We start from the raw sequence: 22,685 nt of genomic DNA on the forward strand, positions 1-22,685 counted from the left end.
GGGGTGTGGTGGGAGCACTTGGCAAGCACAAAAGCCCTGTCCCCCCCCCGTGGGTGGGCCACGGCGCTCGAACTTCACGCTGCCGGGGTGGTGTGACTGTCAGGCGGCTTCCAGGGTCTCCTTCATGACCGCGATGAATCCCTCAGGCGGTACCGAAGAAGCTGTCCAGGATCCGTTGCGCGGCCAGCCCCGCCGGCAGCGTACCGGCCCGCACCTGGGCCTCCAGTTCCGGGGTGAGCCGCCGTACCTCCGGGTGTTCGTGCAGCCGGGCGTACAGCTGGTCGTGGACCATCGACCACGTCCACTCGACCTGCTGCTCCCGCCGCTTGGCCGCCAGCCCGCCCGTGGCGTCCAGCACCTTCCGGTGCTGCTGCAACCGCTCCCACAGCACGTCGAGCCCGGCCCCGTCGAGCCCGCTGCAGGTCAGCACCGGCGGCGTCCATGCCGCGTCCGGGGGCTGCAACAGCCGCAGGGCGCCCGCGAGTTCACGGGCGGCGGCGCGGGCATCGCGCTCGTGCGGGCCGTCCGCCTTGTTGACGGCGATGACGTCCGCCAGCTCCAGCACGCCCTTCTTGATGCCCTGGAGCTGGTCGCCGGTACGGGCCAGGCTGAGCAGCAGGAAGGTGTCCACCATCCCGGCGACGGTCGTCTCGGACTGGCCAACGCCGACGGTCTCGATCAGGACGACGTCGTAGCCCGCCGCCTCCATCACCACCATCGACTCCCGGGTGGCCTTGGCGACGCCCCCCAGCGTCCCCGAGGTCGGGGACGGCCGGACGAAGGCGTTCGGGTCGACGGCCAGCCGCTCCATCCGGGTCTTGTCGCCCAGGATGGAGCCGCCGGTCCGCGTGGAGGTCGGGTCGACGGCGAGCACCGCGACCCGGTGGCCCAGGCCCGTGAGCATCGTCCCGAAGGAGTCGATGAAGGTCGACTTGCCGACACCGGGCACCCCGGTGATGCCCACCCGCACCGCCCCGCCCGCGTGCGGCAGCAGCCGCTGGAGCAGCTGCTGCGCGAGCGCGCGGTGGTCGGGCCGGGTGGACTCGACGAGGGTGACGGCGCGCGCGATCCAGGCGCGCGAGCCGTCCAGGACGCCCGTCACGTAGCTGTCGAGGTCGATCGTCCTCGGTGGCATGACGATCAGACCGTCACAGCTCGTGGCCGAGCTCGGCGGCCAGGGCGGTCAGCAGGTCGAAGGCCGCGTCCGGGATCACCGTGCCGGGGCCGAACACGGCCGCCGCGCCCGCCTGGTACAGGGCCTCGAAGTCCTGCGGCGGGATGACGCCGCCGACCACGATGGTGATGTCCTCCCGCCCGGCCGCGGCGAGTTCGGCGCGCAGCGCGGGCACCAGGGTGAGGTGTCCGGCGGCCAGCGACGAGACGCCGACGATGTGGACGTCCGCCTCGACGGCCTGGCGGGCGACCTCGGCCGGGGTCTGGAACAGCGGGCCCACGTCGACGGTGAAGCCGAGGTCGGCGAAGGCGGTGGCGATCACCTTCTGGCCGCGGTCGTGGCCGTCCTGGCCCATCTTGGCGACCAGGATGCGCGGGCGACGGCCCTCGGCCTGCTCGAACCGCTCGACCAGGTCGCGGGTGCGCTGGAGGGAGGCCGACGGGCCCGCTTCGTCTCGGTACACACCGGAAATGGTACGGATCTGGCCGGAGTGGCGGCCGTACACCTTCTCCAGGGCGTCGGAGATCTCGCCGACCGTGGCCTTCGCCCGGGCCGCGTTGACGGCCAGGTGCAGCAGGTTGCCGTCCAGTGACCCGCCGCGCTGCGGACCGGCCTCGGCGGCCGCCGTCAGGGCGCGCAGCGCGTCCTGGCAGACCGCCTCGTCGCGCTCCTCGCGCAGCCGGCGCAGCTTCTCGATCTGCCGGGCCCGCACCGCCGAGTTGTCGACCTTGAGCACGTCGATCTGCTCGTCGTTCTCGACCCGGTACTTGTTGACGCCGATCACCGGCTGGCGGCCGGAGTCGATCCGCGCCTGGGTGCGGGCGGCGGCCTCCTCGACGCGCATCTTGGGGATGCCCGCGTCGATGGCCTTGGCCATGCCGCCGGCCGCCTCGACCTCCTGGATGTGCTGCCAGGCCCGGGCGGCGAGGTCCTGGGTCAGCTTCTCGACGTATGCGGAGCCGCCCCACGGGTCGATGACCCGGCAGGTGCCCGACTCCTGCTGGAGCAGCAGCTGGGTGTTGCGGGCGATCCGGGCGGAGAAGTCCGTCGGGAGCGCGAGCGCCTCGTCGAGGGCGTTGGTGTGCAGCGACTGGGTGTGGCCCTGGGTGGCGGCCATCGCCTCGACGCAGGTGCGCGTCACGTTGTTGAACACGTCCTGGGCGGTCAGCGACCAGCCCGAGGTCTGCGAATGGGTGCGCAGCGAAAGGGACTTGGGATTCTTCGGGTCGAACTGCTTGACCAGCTTGGCCCACAGCAGCCGGGCCGCGCGCAGCTTGGCGACCTCCATGAAGAAGTTCATGCCGATCGCCCAGAAGAACGACAGCCGCGGCGCGAAGGCGTCCACGTCCAGGCCCACGTCCAGGCCCGCGCGCAGGTACTCGACCCCGTCGGCCAGGGTGTAGGCGAGTTCCAGGTCGGCGGTGGCCCCGGCCTCCTGGATGTGGTAGCCGGAGATGGAGATCGAGTTGTACCGGGGCATCTTCTGCGAGGTGTACGCGAAGATGTCCGAGATGATCCGCATCGACGGCTGCGGCGGGTAGATGTAGGTGTTGCGGACCATGAACTCCTTGAGGATGTCGTTCTGGATGGTCCCCGCGAGCTTCTCGGGCGGCACCCCCTGCTCCTCGGCCGCGACGATGTACAGCGCGAGCACCGGGAGCACCGCGCCGTTCATGGTCATCGACACCGACATCTTGTCGAGCGGGATGCCGTCGAACAGCTGGCGCATGTCGTAGATCGAGTCGATGGCGACGCCCGCCATGCCGACGTCGCCGGTGACGCGCGGGTGGTCGCTGTCGTAGCCGCGGTGGGTCGGCAGGTCGAAGGCGACCGAGAGGCCCTTCTGGCCGGCCGCGAGGTTGCGGCGGTAGAAGGCGTTGGACTCCTCGGCGGTGGAGAAGCCCGCGTACTGGCGGACCGTCCACGGCTGGTTGACGTACATGGTCGGGTACGGCCCGCGCAGGTACGGGGCGATGCCGGGGTACGTCTCCAGGAAGTCCAGGCCCTCGAGGTCGGCCGCGGTGTACAGCGGCTTGACGCCGATGCCCTCCGGGGTGTCCCAGACCAGCTCGTCGACGTCCTTGCCGGTGGACCGGCGCCAGGCGGCCTGCCACTGGGCGTCGGTGACGTCTCCGGCGGAGGGCCCGGTGGAGGGCCCGGCGGAGGAGTCGTCCAGCCCGATTCCGGTGAAGTCGGGGATCATCGCGCCACTCCAATGAGGTCCAGCAGGGAGGTGAGGACGGCGATCGCGTCCCCGCCCGCGTAGATGAACTCGTCCACTCCGGCGGGTACTTCGGCCGGGCGGCCGGCCAGCAGCACGCGCTGGGCGCCCGCCTCCTTCAAGGCTACGGCGACGGCCGCGGCGTGCTCGCCGTACAGGGCGTCGCTGGAGCACAGGCAGGCGACGGTCGCACCGGACGCCCGGAAGGCCGCGGCGAACGCGGCCGGGTCGACGCCCTCGGTGGCGGTGGTCGCGATGCCGCCGGCCTGGAACAGGTTGGCGGCGAAGGTGGTGCGCCCGGTGTGCGCGGCGGCCGTGCCGATCGAGGCCAGGAAGAGGGCCGGACGGGCGCCGGTGGCCGCCAGGTGGGCGTCCGAGCGGTCCCGCAGCGCCTCGTACGCCTCGGCGCGGCGCACCCGCGGCAGGCCGCCGGTGTGCCCGGCCGGGGCGGGCTCGCGGACCAGCGGCTGCTCGTCCAGGTGCGGGAACTCGCTGACGCCGGTGACCGGTTCGCGCCGCTTGGCGAGCTTCGCGGACCGCTCCGCCCAGGTCGCGGCGATCCGGTCGCCGACCAACCCGGACGCCAGCGCGGCCTGCTGGCCGCCGGCCCGCTCGATCTCCTGGAACCAGGCCCAGGCGGCCCGGGCGAGCTCCTCGCCGAGCTGCTCGACGTACCAGGAGCCGCCGGCCGGGTCGATCACCCGGGACAGGTGGGACTCCTCCAGCAGGATCGACTGGGTGTTGCGGGCGATCCGGCGGGCGAAGGCGTCGGGGAGGCCGAGGGCGCTGTCGAAGGGCAGCACGGTGACGGCGTCGGCGCCGCCGACCCCGGCGGCCAGGCAGGCCACGGTGGTGCGCAGCATGTTCACCCACGGGTCGCGGGCGGTCATCATCACCCGGGACGTGACGGCGTGCTGGCGCTGCGCCGAGGCCTCGGCGGAGCCGCCGGACACCTCGGCGACGCGGGCCCAGAGGCGGCGCGCGGCGCGGAACTTGGCGATGGTCAGGAACTGGTCGGCGTCGGCGGCGTAGCGGAACTCCAGCTGGCCGAGCGCGGCGTCGACGGACAGGCCGGCGGCGGTCAGCGCGCGCAGGTAGGCGACGCCGGTGGCGAGCGCGCAGCCCAGCTCCTGGGCGGGGGAGGCGCCGGCCTCGTGGTACGGCAGGGCGTCCACGGTCAGGGCCCGGACGTTCGGGTAGCCCTCGGCGCAGCGGGCGGCGAGCGCGGCGGCCTCCGCGAGCAGGGCCTCGGTGCGGTCGGCGGAGCCGGTGCGGGCCTGGAGGCCGAGCGGGTCGGCGCCGAGGTTGCCGGCGGCGGAGGCGGGGGAGACCTCGCGCTCGTCGTACAGCGCGAACAGCCGCTCGGCGGCCTCGGTGAAGTCCGGTCCCGCGTCGAGGGCGACGGCGGCGAGGTCCAGGTACACCCCGTCGAGCGCCTCGGGCAGGGCGGCGACGGGCAGGCCCGCGTCGCCGAGCTCCAGCCAGAGCGAGCCGACGCCGTGCTCCAGGTCGGCCAGTACGGCCTCGTTGGCGCGCCGGCGGTCCGGGTCGGCGTGCCGCTGGCGTACGTCCCACCCGGCGACGGCGGAGCCCTGCGGCCGGCCGCCCCGGATGAACGGGGGGAAGCCGGGGTAGCCGGGCTCGACCGAGGTGTCCTCGGCGGTGTACAGCGGGCGGGCGCGCAGCCCGTCCTGGAGCGCGGTGGTGAGCGCCTGCTCGGCGGCGGCGCCGTCCTCCGGCTGGGCACCGGACTTGCGCAGCACGCCCTCGACGAGCTGCTGCCACTGCTCACGGTGCGCGGCCGGGAACTCGGCGGCGAGGGGGAGCCTTTCGGGCGGGACCTTCATGTCCGCAGGTTAGCGCCCGTCAGCGGAGCGGAAGGAGGGTCGTTAAGTGTGACCTTGTTCTCGATTTGGCGCGCTTTCGGCCCGTGGCCAGCACTCCGTCCGGCGGGGAGTGTCACGAGGCGGGGGTCGGGGCCCGGCGGAGGGTCGGTCGGCCGCCCGGAAGTGCCCTGGATCAGGGGGATTGCGGAACCCCGCCCCTCATCTACTAAGTTACTTCGAAGAAGGCGGGTGGGGACGGCATCCCCCGTACGGCCCCGCCCGTCCTTCGCCGTCCCCTGTGCGTCTGCGCACCCCTACCCGGGCGTGCCGCCGGGGCCTCGGTCGAATTCCCGGATGGTCGGATGAACGTGCGAATGCCCCTCGGACGTTCCTCCAGTGTCACCGCATGTCACCGCACCTGCCCGCACCTCCCCGCACCTCCCCCCCCCCCGCCCGTCCCCCGAAGGAGTGCCATCTCGATGGGAAAGCGCCGTAAGCCCAGCCCCCCGAGCCGGGCCCGCATGGCGGTCCTCACCACGGCGATGGCCGGTGGTGCGGTGCTCGCCGCCGGCACCGCCCACGCCGAGCCGGCCCCGAACCTGGCCTCCGTCAAGGAGCAGGTGGACAAGCTCAACGAGGAGGCCGAGCAGTCCGTCGAGCAGTACAACGGCTTCCAGGAGAAGCAGCAGAAGCTCCAGGGCGAGGCCAACCGGATCCAGGAGAAGGTCGCCCGTGGCCAGGAGGCGATGAACGAGCTGCGCACCCGGCTCGGCGCGGTCGCCGCCGACCAGTACCGCAACGGCGGCATCGACCCCTCCGTCCAGCTGATGTTCGACTCCGACCCGGCCGGCTACCTGGAGCGCGCCTCGGCGCAGAACCAGGCGGCCGGCACCCAGACGGCCCTGCTCAAGCAGGCCCAGGGCGAGCAGCGCAAGCTCGACCAGGACCGCGCCGAGGCCACCGCCACCCTCGCCCAGCTCGACTCGGTCGGCACCGAGCTGGCCGCGAAGAAGCAGCAGATCCAGACCAAGCTCGCCCAGGCCCAGGCCACCCTCAACAAGCTGAGCGCCGAGGACCGCGCCAAGGTCAACGCCCAGCAGGCTGCCGACAAGGCCAAGGCCGAGGCCCAGCAGGCGGCCGCCGCCGACCGGGCCTCCCGCTCGGACGCGCGCCCGGACCTGAACACGCCGGCCCCGCCGGCGGCCGCCAGCGGCCGGGCCGCGGCGATCGTCCAGTTCGCCTACGCCCAGCTCGGCAAGCCGTACCAGTGGAGCGCCACCGGCCCCAACAGCTTCGACTGCTCCGGCCTCACCGGCGCCGCCTACCGCGCGGCGAACGTCAAGCTCTCCCGGATGTCCCAGGACCAGTGGAACGACGGCCCGCGGGTCGCCCGCTCCGACCTCCAGCCCGGTGACCTGGTCTTCTTCTACCCGGACATCCACCACGTCGGGATCTACATCGGCGACGGCAAGATGATCCACTCCCCGCGCACCGGCAAGAACGTCGAGGTCCTGCCGATCTCCGCGATGCCCTACATGGGCGCCGTCCGGCCGTAGTCACGGGGCCCGTAGTCACGGAGCCCAGAGCCCAGAGCCCAGATCCTGAGCCCGGCGGCTGCGCGCCGCCCGTCCTACGGGTGCGGTGCGCAGGCCAGCAGGTACGGCAGCGCCGGAAGCGCCAACACCCCGAGCCGCCAGGCCAGTTGGCGCCGCCGGCCGCTGCCCGGCCGGGCCAGGCGGCGGACCCTGGCCAGCACTCCGGTGGAGGCGACTCCCAGAGCGGTGCCGGGAGTTGTCCCGGGGGTTGTCCCGGAGGCCGCCAACGCGCAGAGCGCCGAGGCCAGTTCGCTCCGGGACACCTCGGCCAGCGCCGCGTCGTCGGCCGCCATCTCCAGCAGCAGTGCCACCTCCGAGCGTCCCAGCCGGGCCAGCGGCAGGGGGCCCAGCAGCAGCGCGAAGGTGTCGACGGGCAGGCGGAGGAGGTGGTGGCGGCCGCGGATGTGCCCGTGCTCGTGGGCGACGGCCGCGGCCAGCTGCCGCTCGTCCAGCAGCCGCAGCGCCCCGCGGGACAGCACCACCCGGGAGCGCCGGCCGGGCAGGCAGTAGACCGTCGGGTGGGCGTGCTCCAGCACCAGGGCGCCCCAGCGCCGGTCCCGTACGGCGACCACGTCCAGCACGGCCCGGTGCCGCCGCCGGGCCCGCCCGGTCCGGACGCCGACGGCGGCCGCCGGCCCGGTCAGCAGGGCCCCGGTGGCGGCGAGCAGCCACCAGTCGTGGGTGTGCGGCAGGACCGGCCCGGCCGGTTCGAGGTGCGGGAACAGGCCGATCAGCCCGGCCGGCTCGTGCGTGGCGGGCTCGAACGTGTGGTGCACCGCGAGCACCAGGGCGACGGTGAAGGAGGCCATCAGCGCCAGCCACAGCGCGACGCCGAGCAGCGGGCGGGTCTGGAGCCGGGCCTGGAGCCGGGCCGAGCCGGCCAGTCGACGGGGGAGCAGCACGCCGGTCGCGGCCAGGTAGAGGCCGAGCAGGGCGAGCGTCACTCGGCGTCCCGGGCCTTCACCTGTTCGAGGGCGGCGAGCAGTGCGGACGCCTCGTCCCCGCTGATCCGGTCGACGAACTGCAGCAGGGCGCCGGCCCGGTCCGTGGTGGTCTCCAGCGCCTGGTGCATCAGCTGGGCGGTGTACGCCTCCCGGGTGCAGGTCGGCTCGTACACCCAGGCGCGGCCGACCTTGTCCCGGCTCAGCCAGCCCTTGGTGTGCAGGATGTCGGCGACGGTGGTCACGGTGGTGTACGCGACCGGGCGCTGCTGCTGGAGGTCGTCGACCACCTCGCGCACCGTGGCCGGACGGCCCCAGGCCCACAACCGGTCCATGATCTCGGCCTCGAGATCGCCGAAACCCCGTAGCACCGCCCTCGTCTCCCTCGCCGCACCGACCGCCGGCGCCCTTCGCCCGCTGGAACGCGGCCCATGCTACGTAACGCACCGGGCGCCCGCCCCCGGGTGAGGGGAGCGGGCGCCCACGGACTGGACGGCTCAGGACAGCCGCCGCCCCAGCGGCACCCTGGAGCGGGTGAACAGCGCCGCGAGTAGCCCGGCCACCACCGGCAGCACCAGGACCACCAGCAGCAGTTCCCCCCAGGGCGCGGTGAGCAGCATCGGCTTCGAACCGAACCCGCTGGCCCGGGACTTCAACAGCCCCACCGCCGGGACGAAGCCGTTCGCCGCCCCGAGCAGCGCCCCGAGCAGCGCGATCAGTGCGCACTGCAGGCCCGCCATGGTCCGGCGGATCCGCGGCGGTGCGCCGACCGCGGCCAGGGTGGCCTGGTCCTGCCGGGAGTCGGCGGCCGCGAGCCCGGTGGCGATCCCGGCCGCGCCGAGTACGACCAGTCCGGCGAAGCCGCTGAGCGCGAGGGTGAGCGCGTCGCTCTTGGGCTGGTAGCCGCGCTCGACGTCCAGCTCGGCGTAGTGGTCCAGCCGGGCGGCGGCGGCCGCGGCCCGCTGCTGGGCCTTGCGGTCGGGCGGGGTGGCCGGTCGCCAGACGGCGCCCTGGGGTGCCGAGGCGAGGCCGAGCCTGCTCAGCGCCGTGGTCGGCAGCAGGCCCTGGGCGTAGCGGGCGGCGTCCGGGTCGTCGACCAGCACCGCGTCCACCGGGACTTCCTGGAGGTCGGGCTTGGGGACCTGCCCGGGCTGCAGTGGGGCGCCGCCGCCCCCGCGCAGCAGCAGCACGGCCTTGCCGTCGGCGCCGATCAGCGACCGGTCGAAGACCAGCAGCTTCCCGGCGGCCAGCGCCTGCTCGGCCGCCTGGTCCCGGACGTCGAACAGGTTGTGCAGCACGGTGGCGTCCCCGGTGGCGAGGTGCGGGATCGCCGCGAGCCGGCGCAGCTCCACCGGGCCCTTGAGGGTGACGGTGCTGGAGCAGTTGTCGCAGAACTTGTAGAGGGCCTGGCCGACTTCGGCGCGCGGGCCGAGCCCGGAGAGCTGCTTCTCCACCTCGGCCAGCAGCTGGGCGGACTCCGGGCCCTCCCGGTGGCTGATCAGCTGGACGGCGCCGTACGGGGCCTCCGGCCGGTAGTCGCGCCGGTTCTCGGCGTCCGTGCTCGTGCTGTACACCCCGATGGCGACGGCTCCGGCCACGGCGGCCATCACCGCGGCGACGGCCGGTGCGGTGCGCGAGCGGTTGCGGGCGGAGTCGCGCAGCGCCAGCCGGGGGCCGAGCGGCAGCCGCCCCGCGAGCCGGCCGAACAGGGCGACCAGGACGGGTGTGCAGGCGAGCAGCCCGAGTTCGGCGCAGACCGAGCCGACCAGCACGGTGAGGGTGCGGGCGTCGTAGGTGCTGACCACGGGCGAGCCGTGCTGGACGGCGCCCGCGCCGTACATCGCGATCGCGCCGCCGCCGAGGAGCAGCGCCACGCCGAGCACGGTGACCAGGCGGTTGGGTGACCGGACGGTGTCCCGTCCGGTGAGGCCGGCGGTGACGCTGCGCCGGGCGGCCTGCCAGGCCGGCAGTGCGGCCGCGAGCAGGGCGGTGACCACGCCGATCCCGGCGATGGCCAGCAGGTCCACCGGGGGGAGGGCGAAGTGGCCGAAGCGGGCGCCGCCGACCTCCTCGATCACCGACCGCAGCGCGGCGACCAGTCCGGTGCCGACCGCCACACCGAGGGCCGCCCCGGCCAGGCCGAGCACCAGGCCGCCGCCGAGCACCACCGCGCCGATGTGGGTGCGCCGGCCGCCCGCGGCGCCGAGCAGCGCGAGCTGGCGGCGGGAGCGGCGGGCGCCGACCGCGAAGGCGGGGCCGGCGAGCAGGGCGACCTCCAGCAGCCCCATGCCGGTGACGGTGGCGACCACGACCTTGGTGCTGTTGCCGCCGGCGGGGTCGCGGTAGACGGTGGAGTCCCGGTAGTAGGGGACGGCGCCGTGCGGCGGTGGGTCGAGCGCGACGGCGCGTGCGGTGAGGGTGTAGCCGTGGGCGTTGAACGACTGGACGGTGGCCCAGTCCAGGGTCGCCCCGCCCGGAAGGTGCACCAGCCAGGAGCTGTGGTTGGTGCGGCCCTGCCCGGGGGCGGGCTGTCCGGGTTCCGCCGCGGCGGCCAGCTGGTCGAGCAACTCGCCGGGCCGGGCGATGAGTTCGACCCGGTTGAGGTCGTCCGGGTACTCCACCAGGCCGGTGATGCGGAAGGTGGTCCGCTCCAGTCCCTGGACGGTGGTGTCGCTGCCGAGCCGGAGCCCGGAGTGGTCCAGGAAGGCCTGGGTGACGGCGAGTTCGTGCGGTGCGCCGGGTGCGCGGCCCTTGACCAGGTCGACCCGGCCGCGCCAGACCGGGTCGCCCAGGTCGGCCTCGGCGGTGAGGGTGCGGACCAGGCCCTCGGGTGAGCTCGCGCCGGTCTCCGGGCCGGTCCGGACCGGGGTGAGCGCGCTGCCGGGCGGCAGCAGCGAGCCGACCAGGGCGGTCGGGTCGGTGCTCGCGCCCTTGAGCTGCTCGGGCGTGGGCTGTTGCCCGGGCCGCGGCTGGACGGCGAACGCGCCGTCCTCGGCGATCGGGGCCTGTTCGACGGTCTGGCCCGGGCTGACCGCGGTGACCAGCGCGTCGGCGCCGCCCACCACCCGCTCGACCCGCTCGGCGGGGGACAGTTGGCCGCTGCGGTGGACCACGTCGGCGCCGGTGACGCCGAGCACGGGCAGCGCGATCATGGCCACGATCAGGGCGCTGCGCCCCTTGGCCCGCAGGGCGTCGCGCCGGGCGATCCGCAGCGCGAGCTTCCACGCTCCGAACCTCATCGGGCCACCTCGCCGAAGGAGTCGAAGGAGTGGGAGCGGTGGACGGCGGCCTGGCAGCTGCCGGAGCGGCGTCCGACGCTCTCCGAGGCGACCGCACCGTCCCGCAGGTGGACCACCCGGTCGGCCCAACTGGCGTGCGAGGCCTCGTGGGTGACCATCATGGCGGCCGCCCCGGCGTCGCAGCGGGCGCGCAGCACGGCGAGCACGGCGTCGCCGGTGGCGGAGTCGAGCGCCCCCGTGGGTTCGTCGGCGAGGACGAGGCGGCGTTCGCCGATCAGGGCGCGGGCGATGGCGACGCGCTGCTGCTGACCGCCGGACATGTCGTCGGGGAAGCGGTCGGCCAGCTCGCCGATGCCCAGTTCCTCCAGGGCGGCGAGGGCCTCCCGGCGGGCGGTGCGTCCGGAGACGCCGTCGAGTTCGCGCGGCAGCGCGATGTTCTCGGCGGCGGTGAGCGCCGGGATCAGGTTGTAGTCCTGGAAGACGTAGCCGACGGAGCGCCGCCGCAGGTCGGCGAGCTTGCCCCGGCTGAGGCCGCCGAGGGTCACGCCCTCGACCAGCACCTCGCCGCCGCTGGGCAGGTCCAGCCCGCCGGCCAGGGTGAGCAGGGTCGACTTGCCTGAGCCGGAGGGCCCCATCACGGCGACGAACTCGCCGGCGTGGACGGTCAGGTCGACCTCGCGCAGGGCGTGCACCTCGGCGGCGCCGCGACCGTGCACCCGGGAGACCCCGGCCAGCTGCAGGACGGGCGCGGGTCGGCTCGGATCGATGTGGGACATGGTTCCCCCTCGTGAGCTGTTCAGCTGCATATGTCGGTGAACTATATATGCCGGTGGGGGATGAGCAAGTCGCCACGGGTTTGGTCAAGGTTCTACAAAGCTGTCGAAGATCAGCCGAAAAGGTGACTCGGGGTCGCCGTGCCGGGTCTATGCTTTGGGAGGTTTGAAAAGGCACCTCGTTCGGTGAGGCGTCTTCACGGACACAGGCCACTGACCCGACGACGTCGAGAGACGCCCAGGTTCAGGACAGGTCTTCCCGAGTTAAGGGTTGACCCCAAGTGGCTTCCGGCCGATCCGGCTGGACACGCCGTGGAGTGCCAAAGCTCTGACGAGTTGGGGTGTACCGGTCGTCGAAGACCGGTGTGCTCCTTGCCGTGTCGTGATGCGGCGCACAGACGGTGCGCCCCCGACCGGGAGGAGGCGAGAGACATGGACTGCGATAGTCCGGGCCACAGTAGCCCCTACCTCCGCATGCTCTCGAACACCTCCGGCACGCGGTAACAACCTTCCCTGCGCGTTCACCCGACGCTTCGTCCTGCGCTCAACCGTGCCCGGACGCAGGTCGACTGACGCATCGTCAGCATCATCGTGCCCGCACGGCCGCCGCCGCTCAGCGTCGCCGTACGGCCGTGGATGCCGTGCGCCCGCAGGGAGGCTTGCCGCTGCGTGCCCCCTGACGCCCCCTCAAGGTAGGGGGAGGGAGGCCCCGCCATGACCAACGTGATGCTGGACCCGAAGGTCCCCACCGCCGCCACAGTCCCCACCGCCCCCGCAGCGCCCGTCGCGCCCGCCAAGTCCGCCGTGCTGGACGACGCCCACGTCGGCGACATCAAGGGCGCGCTCGGCACCATCCGGCTCGACGACACCACCCCCCGCCACGGACTCTCCGCCCGGCTCAAGACCCTGCTGGCGATCGTCGGCCCCGGCCTGATCGTGATGGTCGGCGACAACGACGCCGGCGCCTTCTCCACCTACGGCCAGGCCGGCCAGAACTACGGCACCCAGCTGCTGTGGACGCTGCTCCTGCTCGTCCCGGTGCTGTACGTCAACCAGGAGATGGTGCTGCGCCTGGGCGCGGTCACCGGCGTCGGCCACGCCCGGCTGATCCTGGAGCGGTTCGGCAGGTTCTGGGGCGCGTTCAGCGTCATCGACCTCTTCCTGCTCAACGCCCTCACCCTGGTCACCGAGTTCATCGGCGTCACCATGGCGGCCGGGTACCTGGGCCTGCCCAAGGTCCTCTCCGTCGTCCTGGCGGCGGCGATCATCATCGCCTCGGCCTTCACCGGCTCCTTCCGGCGCTTCGAGCGGGTCGCCATCACGCTCTGCGTCGGCTCGCTGCTGCTGGTCCCGATCTACTTCATGGTCCACCCGAAGACCTCGCAGATGGCCCACGACTTCGTGACGCCGCAGATGCCCGGCGGCGCCGGCCAGCTCGCGGCCGTCATGATGGTCATCATCTCGATCGTCGGCACCACCGTCGCCCCCTGGCAGCTGTTCTTCCAGCAGTCGTACGTCATCGACAAGCGGATCACCCCGCGTTTCATGAAGTACGAGAAGGTCGACCTGTGGATCGGCATCGCGATCGTGATCATCGGCGCCGCCGCACTGATCGGCCTCACGGCGGCGGCCTTCGCCGGCACCGACGGCTTCGGCCAGTTCTCCGACACGGCCGCCGTCGCCAAGGGCATCGAGGACAAGGCCGGCCACCTGGCGGGCGTGCTGTTCGCGATCGCCCTGCTGGACGCCTCGATCATCGGCGCCTTCGCCGTCTCGCTCTCCACCGCCTACGCCATCGGCGACGTCTTCGGCATCAAGCACTCCCTGCACCGCGGGGTCAAGGGCGCCAAGGGTTTCTACGCCGTCTACGCCGGACTGGTGGCCGTCGCCGCGACGATCACCCTGCTGTCCAACGGCTACACCCAGGGCCTGATCACCCAGTTCGTCCAGGTGCTGGCCGGGGTGCTGCTGCCCTCCGCCACCGTCTTCCTGCTGCTGCTCTGCAACGACCGGGCCGTGCTCGGCCCCTGGGCCAACGGGCCCCGGACCAACGCCTTCACCTCCACGGTGGTCGGCGTCCTGGTGATGCTCTCGTTGATCCTGACCGCCTCGGTGGTCTGGCCGGGCATCAGCTCGGACGCGATCCTGTGGATCATGGGCAGCTGCGGCATGGTCGGGGTCCTGGTCGCGGGCTACTTCTTCACCGCCGGCCGTACCGGCACCAAGGAGGACCCCGTCGACCGCACCGGCCGCGAGGACTGGCGGATGCCCCCGCTGGAGACGCTGAGCCAGCCGGTGATGTCCACCGCCCGCAAGGTCGGCATGGGCGCCCTGCGCGCCTACCTGCTGATCGCGATGGTCATGGTCATCATCAAGGTCGTCCAGACCGCGCTCAACCACTGAGCCGCCGAGCGGAGCCCGTACGGACGGGTGGCGGGCAGCGGCTCGCCACCCGTCCGTACCTTCTGGCTCCGTTCCCCCGGCCCGGGGTCCCCGTGATCCCCGTGCTTCCCGTGATCCCCACGATCCCTGTGGTCCCCTTGCTTCCCCTGCTGTCCGTGTTCCCCGTGAATCCCTTGGAGGAGGTGCCGTCGTGCACACCCTGACCACCGTCGAGTTCCTGGTCCGGCTCGCCACCGGCGTCGCCTGCGGCGCGCTGATCGGCATCGAGCGCCAGTGGCGGGCCCGGATGGCCGGCCTGCGGACCAACGCCCTGGTCGCCGCCGGCGCCACCCTGTTCGTCCTGTACAGCGAGGCGGTCGGCGACACCGGCAGCCCCACCCGGGTCGCCTCCTACGTGGTCTCCGGCATCGGCTTCCTCGGCGGTGGCGTGATCCTGCGCGATGGGGCCGGCGTACGCGGCCTCAACACCGCTGCCACGCTGTGGTGTTCGGCCGCGGTCGGGGTGCTGGCCGCCTCCGGCAAGCTGGAGCTCGCCGCCCTCGGCACCTTCGCGGTGCTCGCCGTCCACCTGGTGCTGCGCCCGGCCGGCCGGCTGCTCGACCGCTCCCCGCAGTCCGGCAGCGACCCGGACTCCACCGTCCGGGCCACCGTCCACGTGGAGTGCGACCGCAAGTCCGAGACCCACATCCGCGCCCTGCTGCTCCAGGCCCTGACCGCCTCGGGCCTCGCCCCGACCGGCCTGCGTGCCCGCCGCACCGAGGAGGGCGACGCCACCAGCCTGCGGGCCACCGTGGCGATCGGCGGGCAGGTGGCCCCCGCGCTGGAGCAGGTCGTCAGCCGGCTCTCGCTGGAGCCCGGCGTCCGGGACCTGCACTGGCACCTGGACGACGAGTCGGACGACCCGGGCAGCCCTGCGCTCGCCTGAGCACGCCGAGGTAGTAGAACGGACGGACCGTCACGCGTACCCCCCGGAGGCCGTCCGATGCTGAAAGCCGACCCCGAGCACGGGCCGTTGGTGCCGATGCTGCTGGTGCTGACGCTGGTCACCGGGGTGGTGGACGCGGTCAGCTACCTGGAGCTCGGACACGTCTTCGTCGCCAACATGACCGGCAACGTGGTCTTCCTCGGCTTCGCCCTGGCCGGTGCCCCCGGCCTGTCCGCCACCGCCTCGCTGGCCGCCCTGGCCGCCTTCGTGCTCGGCGCCCTGGCCGGCGGCCACCTGGCCCGGCACCTGCCCGGCCACCGGGGGCACCTGCTGACCGCCGCCGTCGCCGCCCAGGCGATGCTCGTCGCCGCGAGCACCGCCCTCGCGGCCGTGCTCGGCCACGGCTCCGACCCCGCCCGCTACACCCTGATCGGGCTGCTCGCCCTCGCCATGGGCGGCCAGAACGCGGTGGTCCGCGCGCTCAAGGTCCCCGACCTCACCACCACCGTGCTCACCATGACCATCACCGCCCTCGCCGCGGACCGCACCGGACTGCGGCGGCTCGCCTCGACGGTGTGGATGTTCGCCGGGGCCCTCCTCGGTGCCGTACTGGTCCTGCACGCCGCCGTCCCGGTCGCCCTGGGCCTGGCGCTCGCCCTTCTGGTCGCGGTCGCCGTCCTCACCCACCACGCCGCCAAGCCCGTCCCGGCCCCGGCCTGGACGGCGCGCCGCTGACGGCTCCGGACCTTGCTCGGCCCCCCTGAACGGACGGTGACGTGAGCGGACCGGCCCCGTTCACTCCTCCTGGCGGTGCCCGGCGCGGCCGCTCCAGAGCGGCTCCAGCCGGGCCCACTCGGCGGTCCAGCCGGCCTCGGCCCGGCGGTTGAGCGCGCTCAGGCGCAGCCGCAGCGCGAAGGCGATCAGGGCGGACAGCGCGAGCAGCGCGCCGGCGCCGGTGCAGGCCGCCGAGACGGCGAGGGCGGCGCGGTCGAGCGGGGGGTTGGCGGGGTTGCCGGCCGGGTCGACCCAGACCTGGACGACGCCGCCGACGGTGGGTGAGCCGGAGGCCTCGACGGTGCCGGTGTGCGGGGTGCTCCCGGGGTAGGTCCAGGCGGCCTCGACCTCGACCTGGTTGCCGTAGCCGCCGGAGAACCGGCTGGTGGGGGCCGAACCGCGGTTGGGTCCGGCGGTCACCACGGCGTCGATCCGGTGCAGCCGGGTCCGGTTGGTGTCGGCCTGCGGGGCGGTGGCGCGGAAGAGCAGCAGCGCGCCGCCGACGGAGAGGGCGGCGGCCAGCAGCCCGCCGACGACGGTGAGCAGCCAGGCGCGGGCGCGGGACCGGTCGAGCGGGCGGGCCAACGGTTCGTGCCGGGCACCGAAGGCCCGCCGCAGCTGACGGCCGGTTCGCCGCGGGAGCGACGCCGATCGGGCCGGGCGGGGTGTGCTGGACACGCTGAGGTCTCCTCAAGGACGCGGGCGCGTACGGGGTTTCGTTACCCAATCTCCACCCGACCGCCCCCCTCGCACAAGACCGGGGTGTGCGCGCGGTGCCGGTCCACCCGGTTCGACCCGATTCGCCCTGGCCGAGCCCTGGCCGAGCCCGCGCGAAGCCCTGGCCAAGCCTGGGTCAAGCCCCGGACCACCAGGCCCGCCGGGCCCGGTCCACCCGGGACGTTCGGCCCTCGGCAGCGGCCGCCGGGCCGGGCAGGCTGGACTCCGGCCGCGCCCTCCGTGCCTGGGTGCGGCCCGGGTCCGGCGACCGTGGGGGTACCGGGCCGTGCCGCGGCGGAGCAGGGGGCGGCCGTGGGGGCCGCCTTCTGCCCGCCCCTGTCGAGGAGTTGACGTTCCACCAGGTCAGCGGCTTGTTCTCGGCGGATATACACTCGGTGTATATCCCTGGTGTATGGTCCTCCGCATGAGTGTTCCTTTGACCCTCCTCGGGCTGCTGGAGCGGGAGCCGAGCCACGGCTACGACCTCAAGCGCGACTACGACTCCCTCTTCGGCCGGGGCAAGCCCCTCCCGTACGGCCAGGTCTACGCGACCCTCGGCCGACTGGCCCGCGACGGCAAGGTGATGGCCGGTGAGGCCGAGCCGGGCGACGGGCCCGAGCGCAAGCGCTACGTCATCACCGAGACCGGGGCGACCGAGTTCGAAACCTGGCTCCAGGAGCCGGTCGCCCCCGAACCCACCCTGCAGTCCGTGCTGTTCACCAAGGTGGTGCTGGCCCTGCTGCTCGGCCGTGACGCCGAGCTGTACCTGGACACCCAGCGCGCCGCCCACCTGCGCCGGATGCGCGAACTCACCGACCTGCGCCGCACCGGCGCCCTGGTGGACGCCCTCCTCGCCGACCACGGCCTGTTCCACCTGGAGGCCGACCTGCGCTGGATCGACCTCACCGCCGCCCGGCTGGACGCGCTCGCCGCGGAGGTGCGCGCATGAGTGAACGGAGTGAGCGAATCGTCAAGAGGTGCGAGTTGCGCGAAGCGCCCGCCGAGCGAAGCGAGGCGGGCGCATGAGTGCCGTCATCGAGGCCCGCGACCTCGCCCTCGCCTTCGGCGAGACGCCCGCCCTGCGCGGGGCGAGCCTGTCCGTCCGGGCCGGCGAGGTGCTCGCCGTCATGGGCCCCAGCGGCTCGGGCAAGTCGACGTTACTCCACTGCCTGGCCGGCATCCTGGTGCCCGACGCCGGCGAGGTGCTGTTCGACGGGCAGCGCCTGGACCGGATGAGCGAGGCCCAGCGCAGCGCCCTGCGCCGCGACAAGTTCGGCTTCGTCTTCCAGTTCGGCCAGCTGGTACCGGAGTTGACGGCCGAGGAGAACGTGGCCCTGCCGCTGCTGCTGAACGGCGTCCGCCGGGGCTCCGCGCTGGCCCAGGCCCGCCCCTGGTTCGCCCGGCTCGGCCTGGACGGCCTGGAGCAGCGCCGCTCCGGCGAGCTCTCCGGCGGCCAGGCCCAACGCGTCGCGCTGGCAAGGGGGTTGGTGGCCCGGCCACGGGTGCTGTTCGCCGACGAGCCGACCGGCGCGCTGGACTCGCTGACCGGCGAGCAGGTGATGGAGCTGATGGTCGCCTCGGCCCGCGAGCAGGGCACCACCGTCATCCTGGTCACCCACGAACCGCGGGTCGCCGCCTACGCCGACCGCGAGGCGATCGTCCGCGACGGCCAGGCCCGTACGCTCTCCACCGGATCGGTGGCCCCGTGATCCGCTTCTCGCTCCGCCTGGCCGTCAGCGGCGGCCGGGAGGCCGTGGCCCGGTTGCTGATGATCGCTGCGGCGGTGGCGATCGGGGTCGGGCTGCTGCTGTCGGTGCTCTCCAGCATCAACGCGATCGACCGCAGCAACGCCCGGCAGACCTGGATGAACACGGGTGCCAAGGGCGCGACCGCGGTAGCCCCGGCGGACCCGCTCTGGTGGCACGCTCGGATGGACTACTACCAGGGGAACAGCGTCTTCCAGGCCGAACTCGCCCCGACCGGTCCCCACCCGCCGGTGGTGCCCGGCCTGAGCCGGCTTCCCGCGCCAGGCGAGTACTACGCCTCCCCGGCGCTCGCGAAGCTGCTGCGCGAGACCCCGGCCGTCGAACTGGGCGACCGCTTCCCGGGCCGCCAGGTCGGCACCCTCGGTGAGGAAGCGCTGCCCTCCCCGGACACCCTCGCGGTGGTCATCGGCCGCACCGCCGACGAGGTCCGGGCGCTGCCCCGGGCCACCACCGTCACCAGCATCGCCACCACGCTGCCCACCGACTGCGAGTACGACTGCTACGGCGCCGGCGTGCACGGGGACGCGCTCGTCCTGGTGCTCACCGTGGTGGCCGCCGCGCTGATCTTCCCGGTGCTGATCTTCATCGGCACCGCCACCCGGCTGTCCGCCGCCACCCGCGAGCAGCGCTACGCCGCGATGCGGCTGGTGGGGGCCACACCGGGCCAGGTGTCGGTGATCTCGGCGGTGGAGTCCGCGGTCGCGGCGGTGGCCGGTACGGTCCTCGGCTTCGGCCTGTACTTCGCGTTGAGGCCGCTGGCGGCCGACGTGCCGTTCACCGGTGACCGGTTCTTCGCCACCGATCTCTCGCTGAGCCTGCCGCAGGCCGTCGGTGCGGCGCTGGGCGTGCCGCTGGCGGCCGCGCTCGCCGCCCGGTTCGCGCTGCGCCGGGTCACCGTCTCGCCGCTCGGGGTCTCCCGCCGGGTCACCCCGAAGCCGCCGAGCCCCTGGCGGCTGGCGCCGCTGGTGGCCGGTCTCGCCGAGCTCGGCTACTTCGTCGGCGACCACCCGAGGACCACCGACGGGCAGTCCTTGGCGTACCTGACCGGCTTCGTCCTGGTGATGCTCGGTCTGGTGATCGCCGGTCCCTGGCTCACCATGGCCACCGCCCGGGCGGTGGCCCGACGGACCAGTCGGCCGGCCTCGCTGATCGCGATGCGCCGTCTGTCGGACGATCCACGGGCGGGCTTCCGCTCGGTCGCCGGCCTGGTGCTCGCCCTGTTCGTGACCACCGCGACCCTGGGCATCATGACCACCATCAACCTGAACCGGGGCTCGCTCGACGGCGCCCCCGAGGTCCGCAAAGCGGTCGTGGCCACCCCGCTGCTCGGCCCGGAGCGGTCCGCCGTGCTCCCCTCGGTGCCCGACGGGGTGATCGCGCGGGCCCGAGCCGTCCCCGGCTTCGAGGGGATGGCGCTGCTGCACGACAACCCGGCCGGGATCGGTGCGTCGCGGTACGGCCGGGAACGGACCGTGCCCGTCCTGGTCCGCTGCTCGGAACTGGCGCAGATCCCCGCCGTCGGCCACTGCGCCCCCGGGGCCGAGGTCGCGGCCGTCGACCGGAACGGTGTCCTGGACCTCCAGGCGCACCCGGAGAAGGAGTGGCCGGCGGCGCCGCTCTCCGCCGAGGAGGCCGCCGCCCTCCCGGTGTTCATCGTCTACGCGACCACCGACGGCCCCCAGGCGGCCAAGGAGCAGTTGCGGACCCTGTTCACCGAGGCGTTCCCGGCGTACGTGACCAGGATGGCCGACGACTACTCCTCCGAGGGGCAGCGGAAGCTCCAGGGCTGGCGGCAGCTGGCCAACGTGGTGCTGCTGACCACCCTGCCGGTCGCCGGGTGCAGCCTCGCGGTGAGCGTCGTCGCCGGACTGTCCGACCGCAGAAGGCCGTTCGCGATGCTCCGGCTGACCGGTGCGCCGCTGCGGCTGCTGCGCCGGGTGGTCGGACTGGAGAGCGCGCTGCCGCTGCTGGTGGTCTCGGCGCTCGCGATCGGGACGGGCTTCGCCGCGGCGGCGATGTTCCTCAAGTCCCAGATGGACTACGCCCTGGCCTCGCCGGGCCTGACGTACTACGGACTGACCGGCTTCGGCCTGGTCGCCTCGCTGGGCATCATCGCCTCGACCCTGCCGCTGCTGCGGCGGATCACCGGGCCGGAGGCGGCCCGCAACGGCTGAGCGCGGTAGTCGAGTTGACCGCCCGCGCCCGGTGCCTCGTCGGGTGGCCCGTCGCTTGCCTTCTCGCTTGCCCGGCCGGGTGCCTCGTCGCTTGACTCCGCCGGTTGCCCCCGTCGCTTGCCCCGTCGCCCGCGCTCCGCGGGCGACGGGGTAGCCGTGCGTCGCGGGCCGTACCGCCGGGGCATACTGCGACAGCCAGCTGCCGAGCACCAGCGCGGACGGGTAGAACATCGGCTCCGGGAGCGCGTCCACCGGGAAGCGCTCCCAGCCGGCGCACGCGTGCGGCTCGGTGACCACGGCCTCGGCCAGACTCGGCGGCGCCAGCACGGCGGCCGTCAGCCGGGGCCGGCCGAGCTCGTGGTCCAGGTGCACGGCGAGCACCCGCATCCGCTCGGCCGGCAGCACGATCCCGGTCTCCTCGGCCAGTTCGCGGGCCGCGGTCCGCTCGAAGGACTCACCCGGGTCGACCTTGCCGCCGGGCAGGCTCCAGGTCGGCGGTTCGCCGGCCGTGGTGCGGCGGCCGACCAGCACCCGGCCGTCCCCGGTGGGCACGATGATCCCGGCGCCCAGCACCGGTGCGGTCGTCACTTCGCCGTCAGCTCCTTCGGGTGGTCACCAGTTGCCGCGCTCGTAGTCCTTGAGGAAGCAGCCGTACAGGTCCTCGCCGGCCTCGCCGCGCACGATCGGGTCGTACACCCGGGCCGCGCCGTCGACCAGGTCGAGCGGGGCGTGGAAGCCCTCGTCGGCGAGGCGCATCTTGTCCGGGTGCGGCCGCTCGTCGGTGATCCAGCCGGTGTCGACGGCGGTCATCAGGATGCCGTCGGACTCGAACATCTCCTGGGCGCTGGTGCGGGTCAGCATGTTCAGCGCGGCCTTGGCCATGTTGGTGTGCGGGTGGCCGGCGCCCTTGTAGCCGCGCTGGAACACGCCCTCCATGGCGGAGACGTTGACCACGTACTTGCGGCGGGACGCCGAGGCGGCCATCGCCGGGCGCAGTCGGCTGATCAGGATGAACGGCGCGGTGGAGTTGCAGAGCTGGACCTCCAGCAGCTCGACCGGGCCCACCTCGCTCACGGTCTGCACCCAGCTGTTGGTGGGCGCGAGGTCGGGTACCAGGCCGCCGGCGTCGATCGCCGTCCCGGCCTCGATCCGGGCCGGGGTGGCGGAGCCGGTGACCAGTGCGAGCGAGGTGACGTCCTCGGCGGCCAGCCGCTGCTCGCCGCCGCCCGCCTGCTGGGGGAGGGCGGGCAGGTCGACGCTGCCGCTGTTGAAGCGGCCGATCGTGGTGGCCTGCGGCAGCTCGCCGGCGGGCAGCGGGGCGGACTCGGCGTTGACCAGCTCGCGGTAGGACTCCGGCGGGCGGCGCACGGTCTGCGCCGCGTTGTTGATCAGGATGTCCAGCGGGCCGTCGGCGGCGACCTCGTCGGCCAGGGCCATCACCTGGGCGGGGTCGCGCAGGTCGATGCCGATGATCTTGAGTCGGTGGATCCAGTCGGCGCTGTCCGGCATCGCCGTGAAGCGGCGGATCGCGTCGTTGGGGAAGCGGGTGGTGATGGTGGTGTGGGCGCCGTCGCGCAGCAGCATCAGCGCGATGTACATCCCGATCTTGGCCCGGCCGCCGGTGAGCAGCGCGCGCTTGCCGGTGAGGTCGGTCCGGGCGTCCCGGCGGGACCGGTTCAGCACGGCGCACTTCTGGCACAGGTTGTGGTAGAAGGCGTCGACCTCGACGTACCGGGTCTTGCAGGTGTAGCAGGAGCGCGGGCGCTCCAGGATGCCGGCGATCTCGGTGGTGGTGACGGTGGTCAGGCCGAAGGCGCCGGCCGTCTCGTCGTCGATCCGGGTCGGGGCGCCGGTGGCGGTGCGGGCGGTGACCTCGCGGTCGTTCGCGGTCTTGCGGGCCCGGGTCTCCTGGCGGCGGCGCTGCTTGAGCGTCCGGAATATGCCGCCGACGGCCTGGCGCACGGTGATCGCGTCCGGGTGGTCGACGTGCAGCGTGTCGAGTTCGGCGAGCACCTCCAGGCAGAGCTTCAGCCGCTCGGGGTCGAGGCCCGGACCGTAGTCGATCTCCTCCTCGCCTTGACCCTGCTCGATGTCCATCTGCTCGATGCTCACGCCCGCTGCTTTCCCGATCGCCCCGCCGTTACCGCCTGAATGCTA

16 protein-coding genes, 1 pseudogene and 1 riboswitch are annotated in these 22,685 nt (G+C 73.6%); of the genes and pseudogenes, 7 read left to right on the forward strand and 10 right to left on the reverse strand.

What is annotated here, in order from left to right; all coding sequences use genetic code 11:
• Positions 1-142: 142 nt before the first annotated feature.
• From meaB to ACZ4W5_RS30030, 3 genes are read right to left on the reverse strand one after another with little or no spacing between them, the layout of a single operon-like run.
• The gene (meaB, locus tag ACZ4W5_RS30020) at positions 143-1,135 is read right to left on the reverse strand and encodes a methylmalonyl Co-A mutase-associated GTPase MeaB (RefSeq protein ID WP_465658044.1); all 993 of its coding nucleotides are present in this window, start codon (positions 1,133-1,135) and stop codon (positions 143-145) included.
• Between the two features lie 13 nt (positions 1,136-1,148).
• A complete protein-coding gene (gene scpA / locus ACZ4W5_RS30025) occupies positions 1,149-3,377 on the reverse strand; it encodes a methylmalonyl-CoA mutase (RefSeq protein ID WP_465658046.1) in 2,229 nt (742 codons plus the stop codon).
• On the reverse strand, positions 3,374-5,242 hold the full coding sequence (locus tag ACZ4W5_RS30030; RefSeq protein ID WP_465658048.1) for a methylmalonyl-CoA mutase family protein: 1,869 nt from the start codon (positions 5,240-5,242) through the stop codon (positions 3,374-3,376). The genes scpA and ACZ4W5_RS30030 overlap by 4 nt, the downstream gene beginning before the upstream one ends.
• Positions 5,243-5,700: 458 nt before the next feature.
• On the opposite strand from ACZ4W5_RS30030, the gene ACZ4W5_RS30035 reads away from it, so the two are divergent.
• Positions 5,701-6,777, forward strand: coding sequence for a C40 family peptidase (locus ACZ4W5_RS30035; protein WP_360238654.1), 1,077 nt, complete (start codon positions 5,701-5,703; stop codon positions 6,775-6,777).
• A 74-nt stretch (positions 6,778-6,851) separates the two neighbouring features.
• On the opposite strand, the gene ACZ4W5_RS30040 is transcribed toward ACZ4W5_RS30035, so the two are convergent.
• The 4 genes from ACZ4W5_RS30040 to ACZ4W5_RS30055 form a co-directional block, all read right to left on the reverse strand.
• Positions 6,852-7,760 (reverse strand): M56 family metallopeptidase, encoded by a 909-nt coding sequence (locus ACZ4W5_RS30040; protein ID WP_465658050.1) that lies wholly within the window; start codon positions 7,758-7,760, stop codon positions 6,852-6,854.
• Positions 7,757-8,092, reverse strand: coding sequence for a BlaI/MecI/CopY family transcriptional regulator (locus ACZ4W5_RS30045; protein WP_465658093.1), 336 nt, complete (start codon positions 8,090-8,092; stop codon positions 7,757-7,759). Before ACZ4W5_RS30045 ends, ACZ4W5_RS30040 begins: the two co-directional genes overlap by 4 nt.
• Positions 8,093-8,254: 162 nt before the next feature.
• The gene (locus ACZ4W5_RS30050; protein ID WP_465658052.1) at positions 8,255-10,996 is read right to left on the reverse strand and encodes an FtsX-like permease family protein; all 2,742 of its coding nucleotides are present in this window, start codon (positions 10,994-10,996) and stop codon (positions 8,255-8,257) included.
• Positions 10,993-11,772 carry an ABC transporter ATP-binding protein gene (locus ACZ4W5_RS30055; protein ID WP_465658054.1) on the reverse strand — a complete coding sequence of 260 codons (780 nt, stop codon included), beginning with the start codon at positions 11,770-11,772 and terminating at the stop codon, positions 10,993-10,995. The genes ACZ4W5_RS30050 and ACZ4W5_RS30055 overlap by 4 nt, the downstream gene beginning before the upstream one ends.
• Positions 11,773-11,940: 168 nt before the next feature.
• Positions 11,941-12,117, forward strand: a riboswitch (M-box (ykoK) riboswitch).
• 366 nt (positions 12,118-12,483) lie between these two features.
• Here ACZ4W5_RS30055 and ACZ4W5_RS30060 point away from each other — a divergent pair.
• From ACZ4W5_RS30060 to ACZ4W5_RS30070, 3 genes are all read left to right on the forward strand, one after another.
• Positions 12,484-14,172, forward strand: coding sequence for an NRAMP family divalent metal transporter (locus ACZ4W5_RS30060; RefSeq protein WP_465658056.1), 1,689 nt, complete (start codon positions 12,484-12,486; stop codon positions 14,170-14,172).
• A gap of 190 nt (positions 14,173-14,362) precedes the next feature.
• Positions 14,363-15,097, forward strand: a complete 735-nt coding sequence (locus ACZ4W5_RS30065) for an MgtC/SapB family protein (RefSeq protein ID WP_360238666.1) — start codon at positions 14,363-14,365, stop codon at positions 15,095-15,097.
• A gap of 57 nt (positions 15,098-15,154) precedes the next feature.
• A complete protein-coding gene (locus ACZ4W5_RS30070) occupies positions 15,155-15,832 on the forward strand; it encodes a YoaK family protein (RefSeq protein ID WP_465658058.1) in 678 nt (225 codons plus the stop codon).
• Between the two features lie 60 nt (positions 15,833-15,892).
• On the opposite strand, the gene ACZ4W5_RS30075 is transcribed toward ACZ4W5_RS30070, so the two are convergent.
• Positions 15,893-16,549, reverse strand: a complete 657-nt coding sequence (locus ACZ4W5_RS30075; protein ID WP_465658060.1) for an Rv1733c family protein — start codon at positions 16,547-16,549, stop codon at positions 15,893-15,895.
• 463 nt (positions 16,550-17,012) lie between these two features.
• On the opposite strand from ACZ4W5_RS30075, the gene ACZ4W5_RS30080 reads away from it, so the two are divergent.
• The 3 genes from ACZ4W5_RS30080 to ACZ4W5_RS30090 all read left to right on the forward strand — a co-directional run bounded on the left by ACZ4W5_RS30080 (position 17,013) and on the right by ACZ4W5_RS30090 (position 20,528).
• A complete protein-coding gene (locus tag ACZ4W5_RS30080; RefSeq protein WP_465658061.1) occupies positions 17,013-17,537 on the forward strand; it encodes a PadR family transcriptional regulator in 525 nt (174 codons plus the stop codon).
• Positions 17,538-17,610: 73 nt separating this feature from the next.
• Positions 17,611-18,297 carry an ABC transporter ATP-binding protein gene (locus tag ACZ4W5_RS30085; protein ID WP_360238674.1) on the forward strand — a complete coding sequence of 229 codons (687 nt, stop codon included), beginning with the start codon at positions 17,611-17,613 and terminating at the stop codon, positions 18,295-18,297.
• Positions 18,294-20,528: an ABC transporter permease gene (locus ACZ4W5_RS30090; RefSeq protein ID WP_465658063.1), complete on the forward strand. Its 2,235-nt coding sequence runs from the start codon at positions 18,294-18,296 to the stop codon at positions 20,526-20,528. The genes ACZ4W5_RS30085 and ACZ4W5_RS30090 overlap by 4 nt, the downstream gene beginning before the upstream one ends.
• Positions 20,529-20,765: 237 nt before the next feature.
• Here the strand turns inward: ACZ4W5_RS30090 and ACZ4W5_RS30095 are convergent.
• Both ACZ4W5_RS30095 and ACZ4W5_RS30100 read right to left on the reverse strand, forming a co-directional pair.
• Positions 20,766-21,116, reverse strand: a pseudogene (locus ACZ4W5_RS30095) (nucleotide triphosphate diphosphatase NUDT15); the annotation flags it as partial.
• 24 nt (positions 21,117-21,140) lie between these two features.
• A complete protein-coding gene (locus ACZ4W5_RS30100; RefSeq protein ID WP_360238700.1) occupies positions 21,141-22,625 on the reverse strand; it encodes an SDR family NAD(P)-dependent oxidoreductase in 1,485 nt (494 codons plus the stop codon).
• Between the last annotated feature and the right edge of the window lie 60 nt (positions 22,626-22,685).

The organism is Kitasatospora sp. NPDC029367 (assembly GCF_055569135.1).